General features: G+C 57.2%; 12 protein-coding genes. 3 read left to right on the top strand and 9 right to left on the bottom strand.

Translation table 11 applies throughout. The annotated features are described in order from the left end of the window. Positions 1-10 precede the first annotated feature (10 nt). From H7698_RS29865 to rpsU, 4 genes are all read right to left on the bottom strand, one after another. Complete coding sequence (locus H7698_RS29865) at positions 11-3,757, bottom strand: EAL domain-containing protein (RefSeq protein WP_194693802.1); 3,747 nt, start codon at positions 3,755-3,757, stop codon at positions 11-13. Between the two features lie 122 nt (positions 3,758-3,879). Then, positions 3,880-5,730 (bottom strand): RNA polymerase sigma factor RpoD, encoded by a 1,851-nt coding sequence (gene rpoD, locus H7698_RS29860; RefSeq protein ID WP_162436253.1) that lies wholly within the window; start codon positions 5,728-5,730, stop codon positions 3,880-3,882. 67 nt (positions 5,731-5,797) lie between these two features. Beyond that, positions 5,798-7,777: a DNA primase gene (gene dnaG, locus H7698_RS29855; RefSeq protein ID WP_194693801.1), complete on the bottom strand. Its 1,980-nt coding sequence runs from the start codon at positions 7,775-7,777 to the stop codon at positions 5,798-5,800. Positions 7,778-8,259: 482 nt separating this feature from the next. Further along, positions 8,260-8,475: a 30S ribosomal protein S21 gene (gene rpsU / locus H7698_RS29850; RefSeq protein ID WP_002551877.1), complete on the bottom strand. Its 216-nt coding sequence runs from the start codon at positions 8,473-8,475 to the stop codon at positions 8,260-8,262. Between the two features lie 199 nt (positions 8,476-8,674). Here rpsU and tsaD point away from each other — a divergent pair, with 199 nt between their 5' ends. Next, complete coding sequence (tsaD, locus tag H7698_RS29845; protein ID WP_162436255.1) at positions 8,675-9,700, top strand: tRNA (adenosine(37)-N6)-threonylcarbamoyltransferase complex transferase subunit TsaD; 1,026 nt, start codon at positions 8,675-8,677, stop codon at positions 9,698-9,700. A gap of 23 nt (positions 9,701-9,723) precedes the next feature. Here tsaD and plsY read toward each other — a convergent pair whose 3' ends face one another. Beyond that, positions 9,724-10,293, bottom strand: a complete 570-nt coding sequence (gene plsY, locus H7698_RS29840; protein WP_194693800.1) for a glycerol-3-phosphate 1-O-acyltransferase PlsY — start codon at positions 10,291-10,293, stop codon at positions 9,724-9,726. 74 nt (positions 10,294-10,367) lie between these two features. Here plsY and folB point away from each other — a divergent pair, with 74 nt between their 5' ends. Next, entirely contained in the window at positions 10,368-10,724 is a 357-nt protein-coding gene (gene folB, locus H7698_RS29835) for a dihydroneopterin aldolase (protein ID WP_194693799.1), read from the top strand. Then, on the top strand, positions 10,715-11,233 hold the full coding sequence (folK, locus tag H7698_RS29830; RefSeq protein WP_194693798.1) for a 2-amino-4-hydroxy-6-hydroxymethyldihydropteridine diphosphokinase: 519 nt from the start codon (positions 10,715-10,717) through the stop codon (positions 11,231-11,233). Before folB ends, folK begins: the two co-directional genes overlap by 10 nt. Positions 11,234-11,306: 73 nt before the next feature. Here the strand turns inward: folK and H7698_RS29825 are convergent, their stop codons facing one another. The 4 genes from H7698_RS29825 to H7698_RS29810 all read right to left on the bottom strand — a co-directional run bounded on the left by H7698_RS29825 (position 11,307) and on the right by H7698_RS29810 (position 17,494). Next, entirely contained in the window at positions 11,307-12,536 is a 1,230-nt protein-coding gene (locus tag H7698_RS29825) for a multifunctional CCA addition/repair protein (protein ID WP_194693797.1), read from the bottom strand. A 63-nt stretch (positions 12,537-12,599) separates the two neighbouring features. Then, positions 12,600-14,162 carry a SpoVR family protein gene (locus H7698_RS29820; protein WP_162436260.1) on the bottom strand — a complete coding sequence of 521 codons (1,563 nt, stop codon included), beginning with the start codon at positions 14,160-14,162 and terminating at the stop codon, positions 12,600-12,602. Further along, the gene (locus H7698_RS29815; protein ID WP_162436261.1) at positions 14,159-15,430 is read right to left on the bottom strand and encodes a YeaH/YhbH family protein; all 1,272 of its coding nucleotides are present in this window, start codon (positions 15,428-15,430) and stop codon (positions 14,159-14,161) included. The genes H7698_RS29820 and H7698_RS29815 overlap by 4 nt, the downstream gene beginning before the upstream one ends. A gap of 141 nt (positions 15,431-15,571) precedes the next feature. Further along, a complete protein-coding gene (locus H7698_RS29810; RefSeq protein WP_046029985.1) occupies positions 15,572-17,494 on the bottom strand; it encodes a PrkA family serine protein kinase in 1,923 nt (640 codons plus the stop codon). Between the last annotated feature and the right edge of the window lie 19 nt (positions 17,495-17,513).

The following is a 17,513-nucleotide window of genomic DNA, read 5'->3' as shown; positions in this document are numbered from 1 at the left end:
AGGTCGCGGATTATAACGACGGTTTCTCTGCTGTGCTATCCGAAAAGTCTGAAACTGCTATACGAAGAAACGTCTCGGCGAATTCGTCCGGTGGAAGTGGCAGGCTGACGATGTAGCCCTGGATCTGTTCGCAACCTTCCGCCGCGAGGAAGTGTTGCTGCGCCTGCGTCTCGACGCCCTCGGCGATCACGGTGAATTGCATGCTGCTTCCCAAGGCAATGATTGCTCGCACGATCGCCACGTCGTGGGGGTCATCAGGCAGGCCCCGGACGAAAGACTGATCGATTTTCAGGATGTCCAGGGGTAGGCGTTTGAGATAACTCAGGGACGAATAACCGGTTCCGAAATCATCAATCGCCAGCTGCACACCCAGGTATTTTAGTTGATGCAGCACGGCCAAGGCTTCTTCGGCCTGGCTCATGATGAAGTTTTCGGTAATTTCCAGTTGCAATAGATCGGGTCTGAGCCGGTTGTCCTTGAGCAGTTGCTCGATGCGTCCCAGCAGGTTTGGCTGGCGCAGTTGTGCACCCGCGAGGTTGACCGACAGCGGGCCCAAGGGCTGGTAGACCTGGTTCCATTCGAACATCTGTCGGCAGGCGGTTTCGAGCACCCAGTCGCCGATTTGCAGGATCATGCCGTTTTCTTCGGCCAGCGGAATGAAGTGTTCCGGCGGTACATCGCCGAAAGTTGGATGACGCCAGCGAATGAGCGCTTCGGCCCCGACCAGGCGATGGTCGTCGAGGCTGATTTTCGGTTGGTAATGGAGGTGCAGCTCGTTGCGCTCGATGGCGCGTCGCAGTTCGTGTTCCAGCGCCACGCGTTCGCTGGCTTGAGCGGTGAGGTCGCGTGTGTAACTTTCAACCCTGTTGCGACCCTTTGCCTTCGAGCGGTACATCGCGGCGTCGGCGTTTTTGACCAGCGTGGCGACGTCGCAGCCGTCCTGTGGATACAGGCTGGTGCCGATACTGGCGCTGATGAAAAACTCGTGCTCACCGGCCTGGAAAGGGGCGGCGAAGCAATTCAGCAGTTTATTGGCAATGTTATCGGCGTCGCTGGACTGTTGCAGGCCGGGAAGCAGGATGATGAATTCGTCGCCTCCCAGTCGCGCCACGGTGTCGATGTCGCGCAGCTGCTCTTTCAATCGAACGGCAATGCCTTTGAGCAGCAAGTCGCCGACCGGATGACCAAGGCTGTCATTGATGTGTTTGAAGCGATCCAGATCGAGGAAAAGCACGGCGCCCTGACCGCCGTTTTCTTGTTGATTGTTGAGTGCGGTGAGCAGTCGGCTTTCGAACAGTGTGCGATTGGGCAGCCCGGTCAACGGATCGTGGTGCGCCTGGTAGTCGAGCTTGGCCTGGGCATGCTTGAGGCTGGAGATGTCCGCAAACACGGCGACAAAGTGAGTAATGAATTTGTCCCGGTTGCGCACCGCGCTGATCGTTAGCCAGCTCGGGTACAGCTCGCCATTTTTGCGCCGGTTGGAAATCTCGCCCTGCCAATGCCCTTCGGCGGTGAGTTGATGCCACATTGCGGCATAGAAAGCACTGTCGTGCAGGCCTGAGGCGAGCAGGCGAGGGGTGTGGCCCAATGCTTCGCTTTCGCTGTAGCCCGTTATTTCGGTAAACGCGCGATTGACCGCGCTGATGTGCTGCTGGGTGTCGGTGATCAACACACCTTCGGCGGTGCTTTCGAATACGGTGGCGGCCTGTTGCAGTTTTTCCTGCATGAGGTGGCGCTCGGTGATGTCCCGGGCGATGGTAAGCATGCAGTCTTCATTGCCGATCGGCAGCGGGCGACTGGACACTTCGCAGAGACGGATTTGCCCATCGCTGCGGCGGATGTGGCAACTGAAGTCACGGACGAAGCCGTCTCGCTTGAGCAAATCGAGCATCTGCTTGCGCTCGTTGAGGTTGACCCAGATCCCGAGCTCCAGAGACGACCTGTCTACCGACATCGCGCTGTTGAAACCGGTAATGCGGCTGAAGCCGTCGTTGACTTCCAGAAGCAAGCCGTCGCTTTGACGCGACAGTAGTAATCCGTCCGGGGACGCATGGAAGGCCTTGGCAAATTTCTCTTCGGAGATTTGCAGTTGCTGCTGCGTTTCCTTGAGTTGGCTGATGTCACGCACGACCACGACCAGTGCCGGGGTTGTAACCAGATCGAACGGTTCGGCCGAGATCAGGCCGGTAAACACCTGGCCATTGTTGCGGCGAAAGGGCATTTCCAGGTTGCGAATGCTACCGGCCTGCAACCGCTGCAGCAGTCCCGGGCCGACGCCGGGAATGCCCCAGATGTTCAGGTCGGTGGCCGTCTGGCCGATGACTTCTTGAGCGGTGAGGCCGATCTGTTCTTCGAACGCCTCGTTGACCTCCATCAGGCAGCCGTCGGAGAGTCGCGCAATCACCAGGATGTCGGGGCATTGCTGGAACACCGAAGCAAATTTCTGCTCCGAGAGGCGCAAGGCTTCTTCGGTGCGCTTGGCGTCACTGATGTCGATCATCAAGCCGCGCAGGACCGGTTCATGGCCATGTTCGATCAAGCTGACAATATCGCGCACCCACAGGCACCTGCCGTCAGCGGTGATTACCCGGTAATCCACCGTGTGATCGCGACCGGCCAATACTTCGTGATCGCAGAAGGTTTGAGTGCGGGTAAGGTCGGCGGGGTGAATGATGCTGCGCCAGAAGCCCGGAATCAGCCAGTGGGACAGTGGGTAACCGAGCAAGTCTTCGGCATGGGGCGACACGTAGCTGTAGGTGAAGTCGCTGATGCGCGCTTCCCAGGCAATCGCGGAAAGGCTCTCCACCAGCCCGCGGTAGTGGTACTCGCTGCTACGCAGTTCCTGTTCCAGATCGACGCGCCTGGCGATTTCCGAGCTGAGTCGGCGGTTGATACGGATCACCATGGCCAGCACGGTGATTAGCAACAGCAGTCCCGGCAGGCCATACACCAGCAGATCTGACCAGAAAGTCCGGTGATCGAGGACGTTGCCTACCCAGTGTTCCTGAATGGCACTGATTTCAGACGGGGACATGTCTGCCAGGACTTTGTCCAGAATGCCGACCAGTACCTTGTTGTCCTTGGGTACGGCCATTGCCAGTTGGTAGCGGTAGGGGGTCTCGCCACTGACATAGAGGCCTTCAAGCTTGAGCTGACGCAGGCTCCAGACGCTGGAGGCGAGATCGCCGACCACCGCGTCTACTTCGTCGGTCGCCAGTGCCTGCAATGCCGAGCTGACGTTGGGCATCGCCACCAGATTCAGGTCGGGATGATGATTGCGCAGCAGTTCGTGAGGGGCATAGTTCTCGACGACGGCAATTTTCAGTCCGTACAGGTCCTCGATTTTGCGTGGTTGGGCGCCGCCGACGTGGGCAAGGATGACGATCGGGAAGTCCAGGTAAGGGCGGGTGAACGACAGATAGGTCTGGCGTTCCGGAGTCGACATGATGCCTGGCAACAGATCGATTTTGCCTTGTTTGACCTGCTCCAGAACGACTGTCCAGTTAACGGGCTCGATGGGGGTGAGCTTGATGGACAGGCGTTGGCGGATCATGTCGATATAGTCCGCTGCAAGGCCCTGGTAACGGCCCTGGTCGTCGCGGTACTCAAAGGGTGGCCATGACGCATCTACACCCAGACGCAGGTCTGGGTGGGCCGTCAGCCAGCTACGTTCTTCGTCGGTCAGAGTCAGCGCGCCAGCCGTTGCGGTCCAGGTCATCAGCGACAGCAAAAAAAGCACGGTCGGCAGTCTGGGCATAACGGTCTCGTTATGGCTCGGGGGAATGTTTCGAGTGTAGACGGGCAATTCGGCGGGAGGGAGGCGCGGGGGATTTAATCTGCATAAAGCAAAACCCCCGGCCTGGGCCGGGGGTTTTGTTGTCACTCGTCGAGGAAGGAGCGCAAATGCTCGCTTCTCGTCGGGTGGCGCAGCTTGCGCAGCGCCTTGGCTTCGATCTGACGAATCCGTTCACGGGTCACGTCGAACTGCTTACCAACCTCCTCGAGGGTGTGGTCGGTATTCATGTCGATACCGAAGCGCATGCGCAGGACCTTGGCTTCACGGGCAGTGAGGCCGGACAGTACTTCGCGAGTCGCTTCTTTAAGGCTCTCAACGGTGGCGACATCGATTGGCGACTGCATGGTCGAGTCTTCGATGAAGTCACCCAGATGGGAGTCTTCGTCATCACCGATCGGGGTTTCCATGGAGATCGGCTCTTTAGCGATCTTCAATACCTTGCGGATCTTGTCCTCAGGCATTTCCATGCGTTCGCCCAGCTCTTCCGGGGTCGGTTCGCGACCCATTTCCTGCAACATCTGCCGGGAAATGCGGTTGAGCTTGTTGATCGTCTCGATCATGTGCACCGGAATACGGATGGTGCGGGCCTGGTCGGCGATCGAGCGAGTGATCGCCTGACGGATCCACCAGGTGGCATAAGTCGAGAACTTGTAGCCGCGACGGTATTCGAACTTGTCTACCGCTTTCATCAAACCGATGTTGCCTTCCTGAATCAGATCGAGGAATTGCAGGCCACGGTTGGTGTACTTCTTGGCGATGGAGATCACCAGACGCAAGTTCGCTTCTACCATCTCTTTCTTCGCGCGGCGGGCCTTGGCCTCACCGATCGACATGCGACGGTTGATGTCCTTGATCTCGGCGATCGTCAAACCGGTTTCGGTTTGCAGCGCGGTCAGCTTTTGCTGGCAACGAATGATGTCCGGCTGCAGGCGACCAATGGCTTCAGCGTATTTGCTTTTGCCTTTGGCCAGCGCATCGGTCCAGCTTTCGTCAACTTCGTTGCCCGGGAACTGGCGCAGGAAGTCGGCACGTGGCATGCGAGCATCACGAACACAAAGCTGCATGATCGCGCGCTCTTGCTGACGCAGACGATCCAGGGCACTGCGAACACGCTCGACCAGGCCTTCGAATTGCTTCGGAACCAGTTTGATCGGCATGAACAGCTCAGCCAGAAGCACCAGCTCGGCGATTGCCAGCTTGTTACCACGACCGTGCTTTTTCAGCGCCTTGCGGGTGATTTCCATCTGATCGGAGACAGCGCCAAAACGCTGTGCTGCGATGACCGGATCCGGACCGCTTTCGGCTTCTTCTTCGTCATCAGTCGTTGCTTCGGCGTCATCGTCTTCGGTGTCGTCGTCCGCTTTCACGGCTTTCGGATCGACAGGCGGTGGCACTTCTGCAGCAGGCGGCGCAATGCCGTCGTCCGGGTCGATATAACCGCTCAGGACGTCGGACAGGCGGCCACCTTCGGTGGTGACGCGAGTGTATTCGGAGAGAATATGGTCAACCGTGCCAGGGAAGTGCGCAATTGCGCCCATCACTTCGCGGATGCCCTCTTCAATACGTTTGGCGATTTCGATTTCGCCTTCACGTGTGAGGAGCTCTACCGTACCCATTTCACGCATGTACATGCGCACTGGGTCGGTGGTGCGACCAATGTCGGTCTCGACCGCTGCCAACGCTGCTGCTGCCTCTTCGGCCGCGGCTTCGTCGGTATCGGCGTCGGCCAGCATAAGGGAATCCTTATCTGGCGCAACCTCGAATACGTTGATCCCCATGTCGTTGATCATGCGGATGATGTCTTCCACCTGTTCCGGATCTGAAATATCCTCCGGCAGGTGGTCGTTGACCTCCGCGTAAGTCAGGTAGCCCTGCTCACGACCAAGTGTGATCAACTCTTTGATACGAGACTGCTGTTGCGCTTTTCCGGACATAACACCCTATCCACTGAAGGTCTTGGCGGGCAAAAAACAAGCCGAGGATTATACCTGAGCTATGACCTCACGCGCCAGTTGAGGTCGGGTTTGATACAGCCATATTGCGTTTTAATAGGTCGCGCATCTGATTTGCGATCTGATTTGCTTCCTCTGCACTCAATCCTGGCTGCCTGGCTTTTCTGATGAGTGCTTCCAGGCTATCCGTGTGTTGAGCTGCCGATAACCTAGTAATGGTGTCTAAAAACTGTTGTTCAAGGTTGTCGCCATCAATCAGCCATTCCTTTTCCGCTAATGCCTTGAGCAATCGCCCCTGTTCGGTCCCGTGCCAGCGGGCCATCAACTGAATTGAGTTTAGCTTAGGATTTTTTTGCACGGCCCCGATAAGGGCGACCAGCAACTGTGCGTATGTGTTGCTTTCATTGGCGAAGTGGTCGGCGGTTTCTACCCTGCCAGCCAGATCGGGATGATGAATAAGGGTGCGCAGCGCGATCAGCGTCGGGGCTTCCACCGCAATTGGCGTGCGTGGCGCGCGGGGTTGATCACGATCGCCGCCGCGTTTGCCATTCTTGTCCCAAGGCTTCTTGTCCCACTTTTTGCCGCCAGCGCCGGGTTTTTTCGGCGTCCATTCCTGCTGCGGCGCGTACATGTCTTGCGCTTGCGGCTGATGGTAGTCGCTGTAGTCAGGCATGACATCGTAATCGATGCCCGGATCGTAGGCCGGCGGCGCATCTTGCGGTGCGCTTTGCACCAGCTGGCTGACCGCTTCGCCACTGAGACCGGTAATTTCGGTCAGGCGCTGACGCATCAGGATGCGCAGGTTTGCACCCGGCACCTTGTCGATCAGCGGTGCAGCGAGGGTGGCCATGTGGGCCTTGCCTTCAAGCGAGCGTGGGTCCGACTCTTCGGTCAACTGCTGAAAAAAGTAATCGGCCAGCGGTTGAGCGTGCTGATTGATGCGAGCCCGGAACGCGTCAGTGCCTTCGGAGCGAACCAGGGTGTCCGGGTCTTCGCCCTCGGGCAGGAAAAGAAAGCGAGCGCGACGTCCGTCCTGCAGGCACGGCAGCGTCGCTTCCAGTGCACGCCAGGCAGCATTGCGGCCAGCCTGGTCGCCATCGAAGCAAAACAGCACGTTGGGTACGACGCGAAACAGTCGCTTCAAGTGCTCTTCGCTGGTGGCGGTGCCCAGGGTGGCGACGGCGTTGCGCAGGCCTTGTTGGGCGAGGGCAATAACGTCCATGTAGCCTTCGACAACAATGATTTCGTCCAGGTTGCGGTTGTTCTTGCGCGCTTCATAAAGGCCGTAGAGCTCCTGGCCTTTATGGAAGACCGGGGTCTCTGGAGAGTTCAGGTACTTCGGTTTGTCGTCGCCCAATACCCGGCCGCCGAACGCGATGATGCGCCCCCGGCTATCGCGAATCGGGAACATGACGCGATCGCGAAAGCGGTCATAGCGTTTGCCGGTTTCGGCGTTCTCGATCAATAGGCCGGCGTCGACCATGGCTTTCTGTTGCAGGGTATCGCTGCTCAAGTGTTTGAACAGATTGTCCCAGCCGGGTGGCGCGAAGCCGAGACCGAAGTCCCGTGCGATCTCGCCCGTCAATCCACGTCCCTTCAAGTAATCCACAGCGGCTTTGCGCGATGGATGGCTTTTGAGTGCCTGACGATAAAAGTCGGCAGCGGCGGTGAGCAGTGGGTACAGGGGGGAGTCGGTTGGCTGTCGCGGTTTATGCGGTCGGCCACTTTCTTCTCGGGGTATTTCCATGCCCGCGGCTTTGGCCAGTTCTTCGACAGCCTGGATGAAGTCCAGGTTGTCGTGGTCCATCATGAAGCCGAGTGCATTGCCGCCAGCGCCGCAGCCGAAGCAATAATAGAACTGCTTGTCGGGACTGACGCTGAAGGAGGGGGTTTTCTCTTTGTGGAACGGGCAGCAGGCGGTGTAGTTCTTGCCGGCTTTTTTCATTTGCAGGCGCGAGCTGACTACATCGACGATGTCGGTGCGGTTCAGAAGGTCGTCAATGAAGCTCTGGGGAATTAGCCCGGCCATGGCGTTCTCGTCATCTGCGATGAAGTGGATCCAAAACTTACGACGAACGAGCGTGGTTCGTTGCTTGAGACGCGCAAGGTTGGCGGCTCAAACGGTGTCGTTTGCGTAATCGCTGTCGGGAAGTGTATCTGCCGAAAATCCACTGACGTTAGTACCAATCAGTATTCGACTTTTTGAAAGTATTGCGCTGAACTCCGCAACGGCCAGTCAATGGCCTCGGATAGCTCATAAGCGGGCACGCAAGAAGGTGCCTTGGGCTGATCGTCGTGAGAGGAATCAGTGGGTGTGCTCGTCAGTAGCCTTGGAAGGCTCGTCAGAAAAGACGTGCACCGCTGGCAAAAGAGCCAGGTCTGACGCTGTGAAGCAGATTTGTCTAGGTCGCGTCTGCGACTTTGACGGTGAAGCATCAAGCGTTTTCCGCAAATGCCATAAGCCCGGCTGAGGGCCGGGCTTGGCAGAAGCTTGCTACGAACGTCTGTGTATTAGTACAGGCGAACGGCGCGGCGCTGTTCGCGCTGAACTTTCTTCGCGTGACGCTTAACAGCGGCTGCTGCTTTGCGCTTACGCTCAGAAGTTGGCTTCTCATAAAATTCGCGGCTACGAACTTCAGCCAGTACACCGGCTTTTTCGCAGGAGCGCTTGAAACGACGCAGAGCTACGTCGAAGGGTTCGTTCTCTTTTACTTTGACGGCTGGCATCCAGAGCTACCTTCATTCATTACCGGGGTCAACATCCTCGCGGCAAAAGAGCACTTGAAGACGTCGGTTTTTAAGGGTTGCGGATGTTAACCCCTCATCGCTCGGAATGCAAAGCCTCTGATCGAAAACCGCTGGTCGGGGCATCGCGTGGGGACTATTATGCGCGCCTTCGAATTCAGCCTAAACAAGGCGCAAACCCATGCTAGTACTGGGATTAGAGACCTCTTGCGACGAAACTGGTGTCGCACTTTACGACAGTGAGCGCGGTTTGTTGGCCGACGCGCTGTTTAGCCAGATTGACCTGCATCGTGCCTATGGCGGTGTGGTGCCGGAGCTGGCCTCGCGTGATCACGTCAAGCGCATGCTGCCCTTGATTCGCCAGGTGTTGGCAGAGGCGGGCTGTGTGCCTACCGAGATCGACGCCATCGCTTATACCGCGGGTCCTGGCCTGGTGGGTGCCTTGCTCGTGGGTGCTTCGTGCGCCCAGGCGTTGGCCTTTGCCTGGGGCATTCCAGCGTTGGGCGTGCACCACATGGAAGGTCACTTGCTGGCGCCCATGCTGGAGGCGCAGCCCCCCCAATTTCCGTTCGTCGCTTTGTTGGTGTCGGGCGGTCATACGCAGTTGGTTCAGGTCGACGGAATCGGTCAATACACCCTGTTGGGCGAGACTCTTGACGACGCCGCTGGTGAAGCCTTCGACAAAACCGCGAAGATGATGGGCCTCAATTATCCGGGTGGGCCGGAAATTGCGCGCCTGGCGGAGCAGGGAGTAGCAGGACGTTTCACTTTCCCGCGTCCGATGTGCGACCGACCGGGTCTGGCTTTCAGTTTCAGTGGTCTGAAAACCTTCGCCCTGAACACGTGGCAGCAGTGTGTCAGTGCCGGGGACGACAGTGATCAAGCCCGTTGCGACATCTCGCTGGCGTTCCAGCAGGCCGTGGTGGAGACTTTGACCATCAAGTGCAAGCGTGCCCTGAAACAGGCGGGTATGAAGCGTCTGGTGATCGCTGGAGGCGTCAGCGCCAACAAGGCCCTGCGCACTTCGCTGGAAAAGATGCTCGGCGACTTGAAAGGCGATGTGTTTTACGCGCGTCCGGAGTTTTGTACCGACAACGGGGCGATGATCGCGTTTGCCGGTTGCCAGCGACTGCAAGCCGGCCAGCACGAAAGTCTGGCGATCAGCGTGCAGGCGCGGTGGCCGATGGAGCAGTTGTCGCCACTCTGATGAGCGGTACTCATGCGCGGCATTTAAAAATGCCGTTCGCGCCCGGCAAACAGGTCGCGTAGATTGCCGCGGTGACGCCAGACAATCAGCCCGGTGAGCACGCTCATGGGCAGCAATGCCGCCGGCTCTTGCCAGGCGAGCAGGGGCAGGGTTAGCGGTGTGGCGATCAGTGCCGCCAGTGAGCTGGTACGGGTCAGGTAGAACGTCAGGAGCCACGCACAAACCGCCAGCAACGCGGCGGGCGGGTAGAGGCCCAACAGCATGCCGGCAGCGGTGGCGACGCCTTTGCCGCCACGAAAGCGGAAATACATCGGGAACAGATGACCGATGACGGCGCAGATGCCGATCCAGGCCTGTTCTTGCAGTGAAAGGCCTGCAAGACTTGCGATCAGTACTGGCAGCAAGCCTTTGCAGAGGTCGCCCAGCAAGGTCAGCACGGCGAGTTTTTTGCCCGCCAGGCGCAACATATTGGTGGCGCCGGCATTGCCTGAGCCACTCATTCGCGGATCGGGGTTACCGGTCAGGCGGCTGAGCAAAATGGCGAAGGACAGCGAGCCGAGCAGGTAGGCGAAAGTCGCCAGTAACCAAAACATGCTAACTATTCCGGGCGAGGACGCCCTGATTCTAACGGCGCATTGCGCCCTTGTCGTGCAGCGGAGAGAAGTGCTTGGACAGAGTGTTTATCGAGGGCCTGGAAGTCGACACCGTGATTGGTGCCTACGACTGGGAACGAGGCATCCGACAGTGCTTGCGTCTTGATCTGAGTTTTGCCTGGGACAACCGCCCTGCTGCCGCCGGTGACGACCTGACCTTGGCACTTGATTACGCCAGCGTCTCGTCGCGCATTCAGGCGTTTGCCGAGCAGGCTCAGTTTCAGTTGGTCGAAACCTTCGCCGAGCGCCTGGTTGAAGTATTGATGAGTGAATTCAAGATCACTTGGGTGCGCCTCAAGCTGACCAAGCCTGGTGCGGTTCCCGCTGCCAAAGGTGGTGTGGGCGTGGAGATCGAGCGCGGATGTCGCTGACTCAGGTGTATCTCGGGCTCGGTAGCAATATCGAGCGCGAAACCCATCTACGGGCGGGTCTGGATGCGCTCGCTGGTTTTCTGGTGGATATCCGCTGCTCGGCAGTCTTCGAAAGCCAGCCGGTGGGGATCAAGAGCGGGCCATTTTTCAACTTCGTAGTTTCGGCGTTTACCGACCTGCCGTTGATGGAGCTTGATCGACGGCTGAAATTCATCGAGGCGGACAATGGTCGCTACGCACCGGACCGCAAGGGTTTGCCCCTGGACATCGATGTGTTGCTGTTCGGCGACCTGGTAGGCAACTTCGATGGCTTGATCCTGCCGCGAGCAGAAATCCTGAAAAATGCCTTCGTGCTGTGGCCCTTGTCGCTCATTGCCGCGGATCGCGTGCATCCGGGCGTAGGCAAAAGCTTTGCGACGTTGTGGCGCGAGGCGCAGATCGATCAAGTGTTGGCGCCAGTGGCATTCGAGTGGCGCGGTGAGCAGCTGACCCCCTTAGAATTGCTGTGACGCTATCGCAGGCAAGCCCGCTTCCACAAGGTCGACACCGTACCTGCGGGAGCGGGCAAGCCCGCGATGCTTTTCAAGCCGAGGCGGCTTCCTTGTAAGCCTTGAGCGCTTTCAAACGCTCGCGCTTGATCGCTTCCCCCAGCTCTGGTCCCTTGAATCCTTTCTCCAGCAACGGTTGAACGGCCACACTTCTGGCGGCAGTTGCCGCGCCACGCAAATAATCCGCTTGTGGATAACTTCTCTGCTCCAGACCTTTGCGTCCTCGAGCGTCCATCTCGCACGCCGCTATAAACTCTTCGAACCGCTGTGGTCGCCGATAGACGTCAAAGCTTTGCAGTAACTCCAGCAAGGTCGAAGGCTTCAGTTCCAAAGCGCGATGACCATGGGTGTGATATTGGCCCACCAACAGCGCCAGCTCCTGGCAGTCTCGCGGCGCTTTGAAGCGTTGGTTAACCGCTTTTATCAGCTTCAGGCCCGTGTGCTCGTGGGCGATGTGGCGCGGCCATTCTTCCTCTGGCGTCAGACCTTTGCCCAGATCATGCAGCAGGCAAGCCCAACGCACCGTAAGCGGTTGCTTGTGGAGGGCCGATTGCTCAAGGACGCTGAGCGTATGTGCGCCCGTGTCGATTTCCGGGTGATGAACTTCAGGCTGCGGTACACCAAACAATGCATCGACCTCAGGCATCAGGACCTTGAGCGCGCCGCATTCGCGCAGTACTTCGATGAATACTTGCGGCTGGTCTTCCATCAGGGCGCGGGAAATTTCCTTCCAGCTGCGTTCGGCGGTCAAGGCTTCCAGCTCGCCGGACTCGCTGAGCTGACGCATCAACTCCAAAGTCTCAGGCGCGACGGTAAAGCCCAGCGCCGCGTAACGGGCGGCAAAGCGGGCAACGCGCAACACACGAAGGGGATCTTCGGCAAACGCCGGGGAAACGTGGCGTAGCAGGCGCTCTTTTAAGTCTTTTTGACCTTGGTAAGGATCCGTCAGATTTTGCTGGTCGTCTTCGGCCATCGCGTTAATTGTCAGGTCGCGGCGAATCAGATCTTCTTCAAGGGTAACTTCGGGGCTGGCATGGAAGGTGAAGCCGCCATAGCCGCGTCCGCTCTTGCGTTCTGTGCGAGCAAGCGCATATTCCTCGCCGGTTTTTGGATGAAGAAAAACCGGAAAATCAGATCCCACCGGCCGAAAACCCTTGGCGAGCATTTCCTCGGTGGTGGCCCCGACGACAACCCAATCGATGTCGGTGACAGGTTTGCCCAGCAGGCGGTCACGTACTGCACCACCGACTTTATAAATCTGCATAAAAAACCTCCGTTAGCTCGACAGGATAACCTTTGCGTCGAGCTAACGGAGGCCGAAACCGGTTCAAAGATGAATGACAGCCAAGTCCAGACGGCCATAATCACTTTCGGAATGCTCACCTTTTGGCGGCACGTGGTGGGTTTTCGTCACTTGATCCCCTTGCAGGGTTTCCAGGTGTATATCGAAGCCCCAGAGCCGATGCAGATGCTTGAGCACTTCCTCGGTCGATTCTCCCAAAGGCTTGCGGTCGTGCTGCTGATGACGCAGCGTCAAGGAGCGATCACCGCGCCGATCGATGCTGTAGATCTGCACATTGGGCTCCCGATTACCCAGGTTGTACTGCGCTGCCAGGGTTTCGCGAATAGTGCGATAGCCTCCTTCGTCATGAATGGCGGGAACCAGAAGATCGTCTTTCTGGTCATCGTCAAGAATGCTGAAGAGCTTCAGGTCGCGAATCACTTTCGGCGACAGGTACTGCAGGATGAAGCTCTCGTCCTTGAAGCTGCTCATGGCGAATTTGATGCTCGACAGCCAGTCCGTACCGGCAATCTCCGGGAACCAGCGATAGTCCTCCTCCGTTGGGCTTTCGCACATGCGCCGAATGTCCCTGTACATGGCAAAACCCAATGCGTAAGGGTTGATGCCGCTGTAGTAAGGGCTGTCGAATCCCGGTTGCATGACCACACTTGTGTGTGAAGTCAGAAACTCCATCATGAAACCGTCGGTGACAAGACCTTCGTCATACAGGTCATTCATCAACGTGTAGTGCCAGAACGTGGCCCAGCCTTCGTTCATGACCTGAGTCTGGCGTTGCGGATAAAAATACTGGGCGATCTTGCGCACGATTCGCACGATTTCCCGCTGCCATGGCTCAAGCAGTGGAGCGTGTTTTTCGATGAAATACAGGATATTTTCCTGAGGTTCGGCGGGGAAGCGTGCGTTATCCTTGTCGCTGTATTTGTCCGCGCCTTTTGGAATCGTGCGCCACAGATCGTTGATCTGCTTCTGCAAATGTTCCTCACGGTCCTTTTGCCGGCGGCGTTCCTCTTCCGCTGATATCGGATAGGGGCGCTTGTAGCGGTCCACGCCGTAGTTCATCAATGCATGGCAAGAGTCCAGCAGGTCCTCGACAGCATCGATGCCATGGCGCTCTTCGCACTGCATGATGTATTGCTTGGCAAACACGAGGTAATCAATGATCGAGCTGGCGTCCGTCCAGGTGCGGAACAGGTAGTTGCCTTTGAAAAAGCTGTTGTGCCCGTAGCAGGCATGCGCAACCACCAACGCCTGCATGCAGATTGTGTTTTCTTCCATCAGATAAGCGATGCACGGGTCTGAGTTGATTACGATTTCATACGCGAGCCCCATCTGGCCTCGACTGTAGGATTTCTCGGTGCTCAGGAAGTGTTTGCCATAGGACCAGTGGTGGTAACCCAGTGGCATACCTACCGAGGCATAGGCATCCATCATCTGCTCAGCAGTGATCACTTCGATCTGGTTAGGGTACGTATCGAGTGCGTAGCGAGCCGCAATACGACTGATTTCACGGTCGTAGGCCTGAATCAGCTCGAACGTCCATTCGGAGCCGGTGGAAATGGGTTGGCGCTTCTGCTCTTTGGCGGTCATGTCACTAACCTGCGCTGGAAGAGTTCACGGAAGACCGGATAGATATCGCCGGCCGAGACCAGTTGTTGCTGGGCAAACGTTTCAGAAAAGGCTTCGGCTATCCGTTCGTATTCGAACCACAGAGCCTGATGTTCGCGTGGGGTGATCTCGACGTAAGTGTAGTACTGCACGAACGGCATGATCTGGTTGATCAGAATGTCGCGGCAGATCGGTGAGTCGTCATTCCAGTTGTCACCGTCCGAAGCCTGAGCGGCGTAGATGTTCCACTCATTGCTTGGATAGCGCTCGGCCATGATCTCCTGCATCAGTTTCAAGGCGCTGGAGACGATGGTGCCGCCGGTTTCCCGCGAGTAGAAGAATTCCTCCTCGTCCACTTCCCGGGCGCTGGTGTGGTGGCGGATGAACACGACGTCGATCTTGTCGTAGTTACGCTTGAGAAACAGGTACAGCAAGATGAAGAAGCGCTTGGCGATGTCCTTGGTTGCCTGGGTCATGGAGCCGGAAACGTCCATCAGGCAGAACATCACTGCTTTCGAGCTGGGGTTGGGTTGCTTGATGAGCAGGTTGTACTTGAGGTCGAATGTGTCGAGAAATGGCACGCGATGGATTCGCGCGCTGAGTTTTTCGATTTCAGCTTCAATTTCTTGAATATCGCCGAAGTTATCCGGTTCATCCCGTCTCAGTCGCAGCAGTTCCTCTTTCGCTTCACGCAACTTTGCCCGGCTGCTGCCGGACAATGCAATGCGTCGGGCATGGGCTGAGCGAAGGGTACGGATGATGTTGATCCGCGATGGATTGCCTTCGTTACTGATCCCGGCTCGAACGGTCTTGAAGGTGTCCGTGCCAGTCAGGTTGCGCTTGACCAGGTTCGGCAACTCGAGATCCTCGAACATGAATTCAAGGAATTCCTCCTGGGTGATCTGGAAGACGAACTCGTCCATCCCTTCACCCGAATTGCCGGCCTTGCCTGGACCTCTACCGCCACCCCCACCCGGCGGACGTGCAATATGCTCGCCGCTGGTGAATTCCTTGTTGCCGGGATGCACGACAGTCTGCTTGCCACCACGGCCGTGATGAAGCACCGGCTCGTCGATGTCACGACCGGGAATGCTGATCTGTTCGCCATGTTCCATGTCCGTAATGGAACGCCGGCTGACCGCCTCTTCGACGGCTTTCTTGATGTGATCACGGTAGCGCCGCAGAAACCGTTGACGGTTCACCGTGCTCTTGTTCTTGCCATTGAGACGTCGGTCGATCACATAGCTCATAGGCCCTCCGGGGAGCTTCGAGTCATAAGCTTCAAGCTGCAAGACAGAAGCTTCAGAAACAAGCGGCGCGCGACATATGGCCACAATTACGCAAACAGCGCGTGTTCGTTGGTGATGTGCCGCTTGCCGCTTGCCGCTCCCTTATTGGGACTTTCTAACCCTCAGATACCACTCGGACAGCAGTCGTACCTGTTTGTCGGTATACCCGCGCTCGACCATTCGTGTAACGAAGTCGTTGTGCTTCTGTTGATCCTCTTTGCTCGCCTTGGCGTTGAAGCTGATAACTGGCAGCAAGTCTTCGGTGTTGGAGAACATTTTCTTCTCGATGACCACGCGAAGTTTTTCGTAGCTGAGCCAGGTCGGGTTCTTGCCATTGTTGTTGGCGCGGGCGCGCAGTACGAAGTTGACGATTTCGTTGCGGAAATCCTTCGGATTGCTGATGCCTGCCGGTTTTTCGATTTTTTCCAGCTCTTCGTTCAACGCCACCCGATTGAGGATCTCGCCGGTTTCCGGATCGCGATATTCCTGATCCTGAATCCAGAAGTCTGCGTACAGCACGTAGCGATCGAAGATGTTCTGGCCGTACTCGCTGTAAGACTCGAGGTAGGCGGTCTGGATCTCCTTGCCGATGAATTCGATATAACGCGGTGCAAGGTATTCCTTGAGGAAGCGCAGGTAGCGTTCGCGCGTCTCGGCCTGGAATTGCTCCTGTTCGATCTGCTGCTCAAGTACATAAAGCAGGTGGACCGGGTTGGCGGCGATTTCGTGCGGATCGAAGTTGAAGACTTTCGACAGAATCTTGAATGCAAAACGCGTCGATAGCCCGTTCATGCCTTCGTCGACACCAGCGTTATCGCGGTATTCCTGTATCGATTTGGCTTTCGGATCAGTGTCCTTGAGGTTCTCGCCGTCATACACCCGCATCTTGGAATAGATGTTGGAGTTCTCCGGTTCTTTGAGGCGCGAGAGCACGGTGAACTGGGCGAGCATCTTCAAAGTGTCTGGCGCGCAATGAGCTTTGGCCAGCGAACTGTTGAACAGCAGCTTGTCGTAAATCTTCACCTCGTCGCTGACCCGCAGGCAGTACGGCACTTTGACGATGTAGATCCGGTCGATGAAGGCTTCGTTGTTCTTGTTGTTACGGAAGGTGTGCCATTCTGATTCGTTGGAGTGAGCGAGCAGGATCCCGGTAAACGGAATGGCCCCCAACCCTTCGGTACTGTTGTAGTTACCTTCCTGAGTGGCGGTCAGCAACGGGTGTAGCACCTTGATCGGCGCCTTGAACATTTCGACGAATTCCATCAGGCCCTGGTTGGCCCGGCACAGTGCGCCCGAGTAGCTGTAAGCATCGGCGTCGTTCTGTGGGTATTCCTCCAGTTTGCGGATATCGACCTTGCCCACCAGCGCGGAGATGTCCTGGTTGTTCTCGTCTCCCGGCTCGGTTTTGGCCACCGCGATCTGGTTGAGAATGGATGGATAAAGCTTCACCACGCGGAACTGGCTGATGTCCCCGCCGAACTCGGCCAGGCGCTTGGTCGCCCATGGCGACATGATGGTGTTGAGGTAGCGACGCGGAATGCCAAAATCTTCTTCAAGGATCGCGCCATCTTCAGTGGCGTTGAACAGACCCAGGGGCGATTCGAATACCGGTGAGCCCTTGATCGCGTAGAAGGGCACCTTTTCGATCAACTGTTTGAGCTTCTCGGCGAGGGACGATTTACCGCCACCCACGGGGCCGAGCAGATAGAGGATTTGTTTCTTCTCTTCGAGGCCCTGAGCGGCATGACGGAAATACGACACGATCTGGTCGATGCATTCTTCCATCCCGTGGAAGTCTTCAAAGGCCGGATAGCGTCGAATAACCTTGTTGGAGAAGATTCGCGACAGCCTCGAGTTGGTTGAGGTGTCGAGCAGCTCCGGTTCACCGATAGCCAGCAACAAGCGTTCGGCGGCGGATACATAGGCGCTGCGGTCCTTTTTGCACAGCTCAAGATACTCTTGCAGCGAGAGTTCTTCCTGGCGTGTGGATTCGAAGCGTTGTTGGAAGTGGCTAAAGATACTCATGACGTCACCTCGCTCGATA

Origin of the sequence: Pseudomonas sp. p50(2008) (assembly GCF_015351605.1) — a bacterium.
Classification (GTDB): Bacteria; Pseudomonadota; Gammaproteobacteria; order Pseudomonadales; family Pseudomonadaceae; genus Aquipseudomonas.
The sequence above is the reverse complement of the archived record's forward strand: the minus strand, read 5'-3'. Positions and strand labels throughout refer to the sequence as shown.

Bases quoted from the DNA above. Each gene is read 5' to 3' on its own strand.
- H7698_RS29820 (WP_162436260.1), bottom strand. From the start codon at position 14,162: ATGACCGCCAAAGAGCAGAAGCGCCAACCCATTTCCACCGGCTCCGAA.
- H7698_RS29865 (WP_194693802.1), bottom strand. From the start codon at position 3,757: ATGCCCAGACTGCCGACCGTGCTTTTTTTGCTGTCGCTGATGACCTGG.
- plsY (WP_194693800.1), bottom strand. From the start codon at position 10,293: ATGTTTTGGTTACTGGCGACTTTCGCCTACCTGCTCGGCTCGCTGTCC.
- folK (WP_194693798.1), top strand. From the start codon at position 10,715: ATGTCGCTGACTCAGGTGTATCTCGGGCTCGGTAGCAATATCGAGCGC.
- H7698_RS29825 (WP_194693797.1), bottom strand. From the start codon at position 12,536: ATGCAGATTTATAAAGTCGGTGGTGCAGTACGTGACCGCCTGCTGGGC.
- H7698_RS29810 (WP_046029985.1), bottom strand. From the start codon at position 17,494: ATGAGTATCTTTAGCCACTTCCAACAACGCTTCGAATCCACACGCCAG.
- rpoD (WP_162436253.1), bottom strand. From the start codon at position 5,730: ATGTCCGGAAAAGCGCAACAGCAGTCTCGTATCAAAGAGTTGATCACA.
- dnaG (WP_194693801.1), bottom strand. From the start codon at position 7,777: ATGGCCGGGCTAATTCCCCAGAGCTTCATTGACGACCTTCTGAACCGC.
- rpsU (WP_002551877.1), bottom strand. From the start codon at position 8,475: ATGCCAGCCGTCAAAGTAAAAGAGAACGAACCCTTCGACGTAGCTCTG.
- tsaD (WP_162436255.1), top strand. From the start codon at position 8,675: ATGCTAGTACTGGGATTAGAGACCTCTTGCGACGAAACTGGTGTCGCA.
- H7698_RS29815 (WP_162436261.1), bottom strand. From the start codon at position 15,430: ATGAGCTATGTGATCGACCGACGTCTCAATGGCAAGAACAAGAGCACG.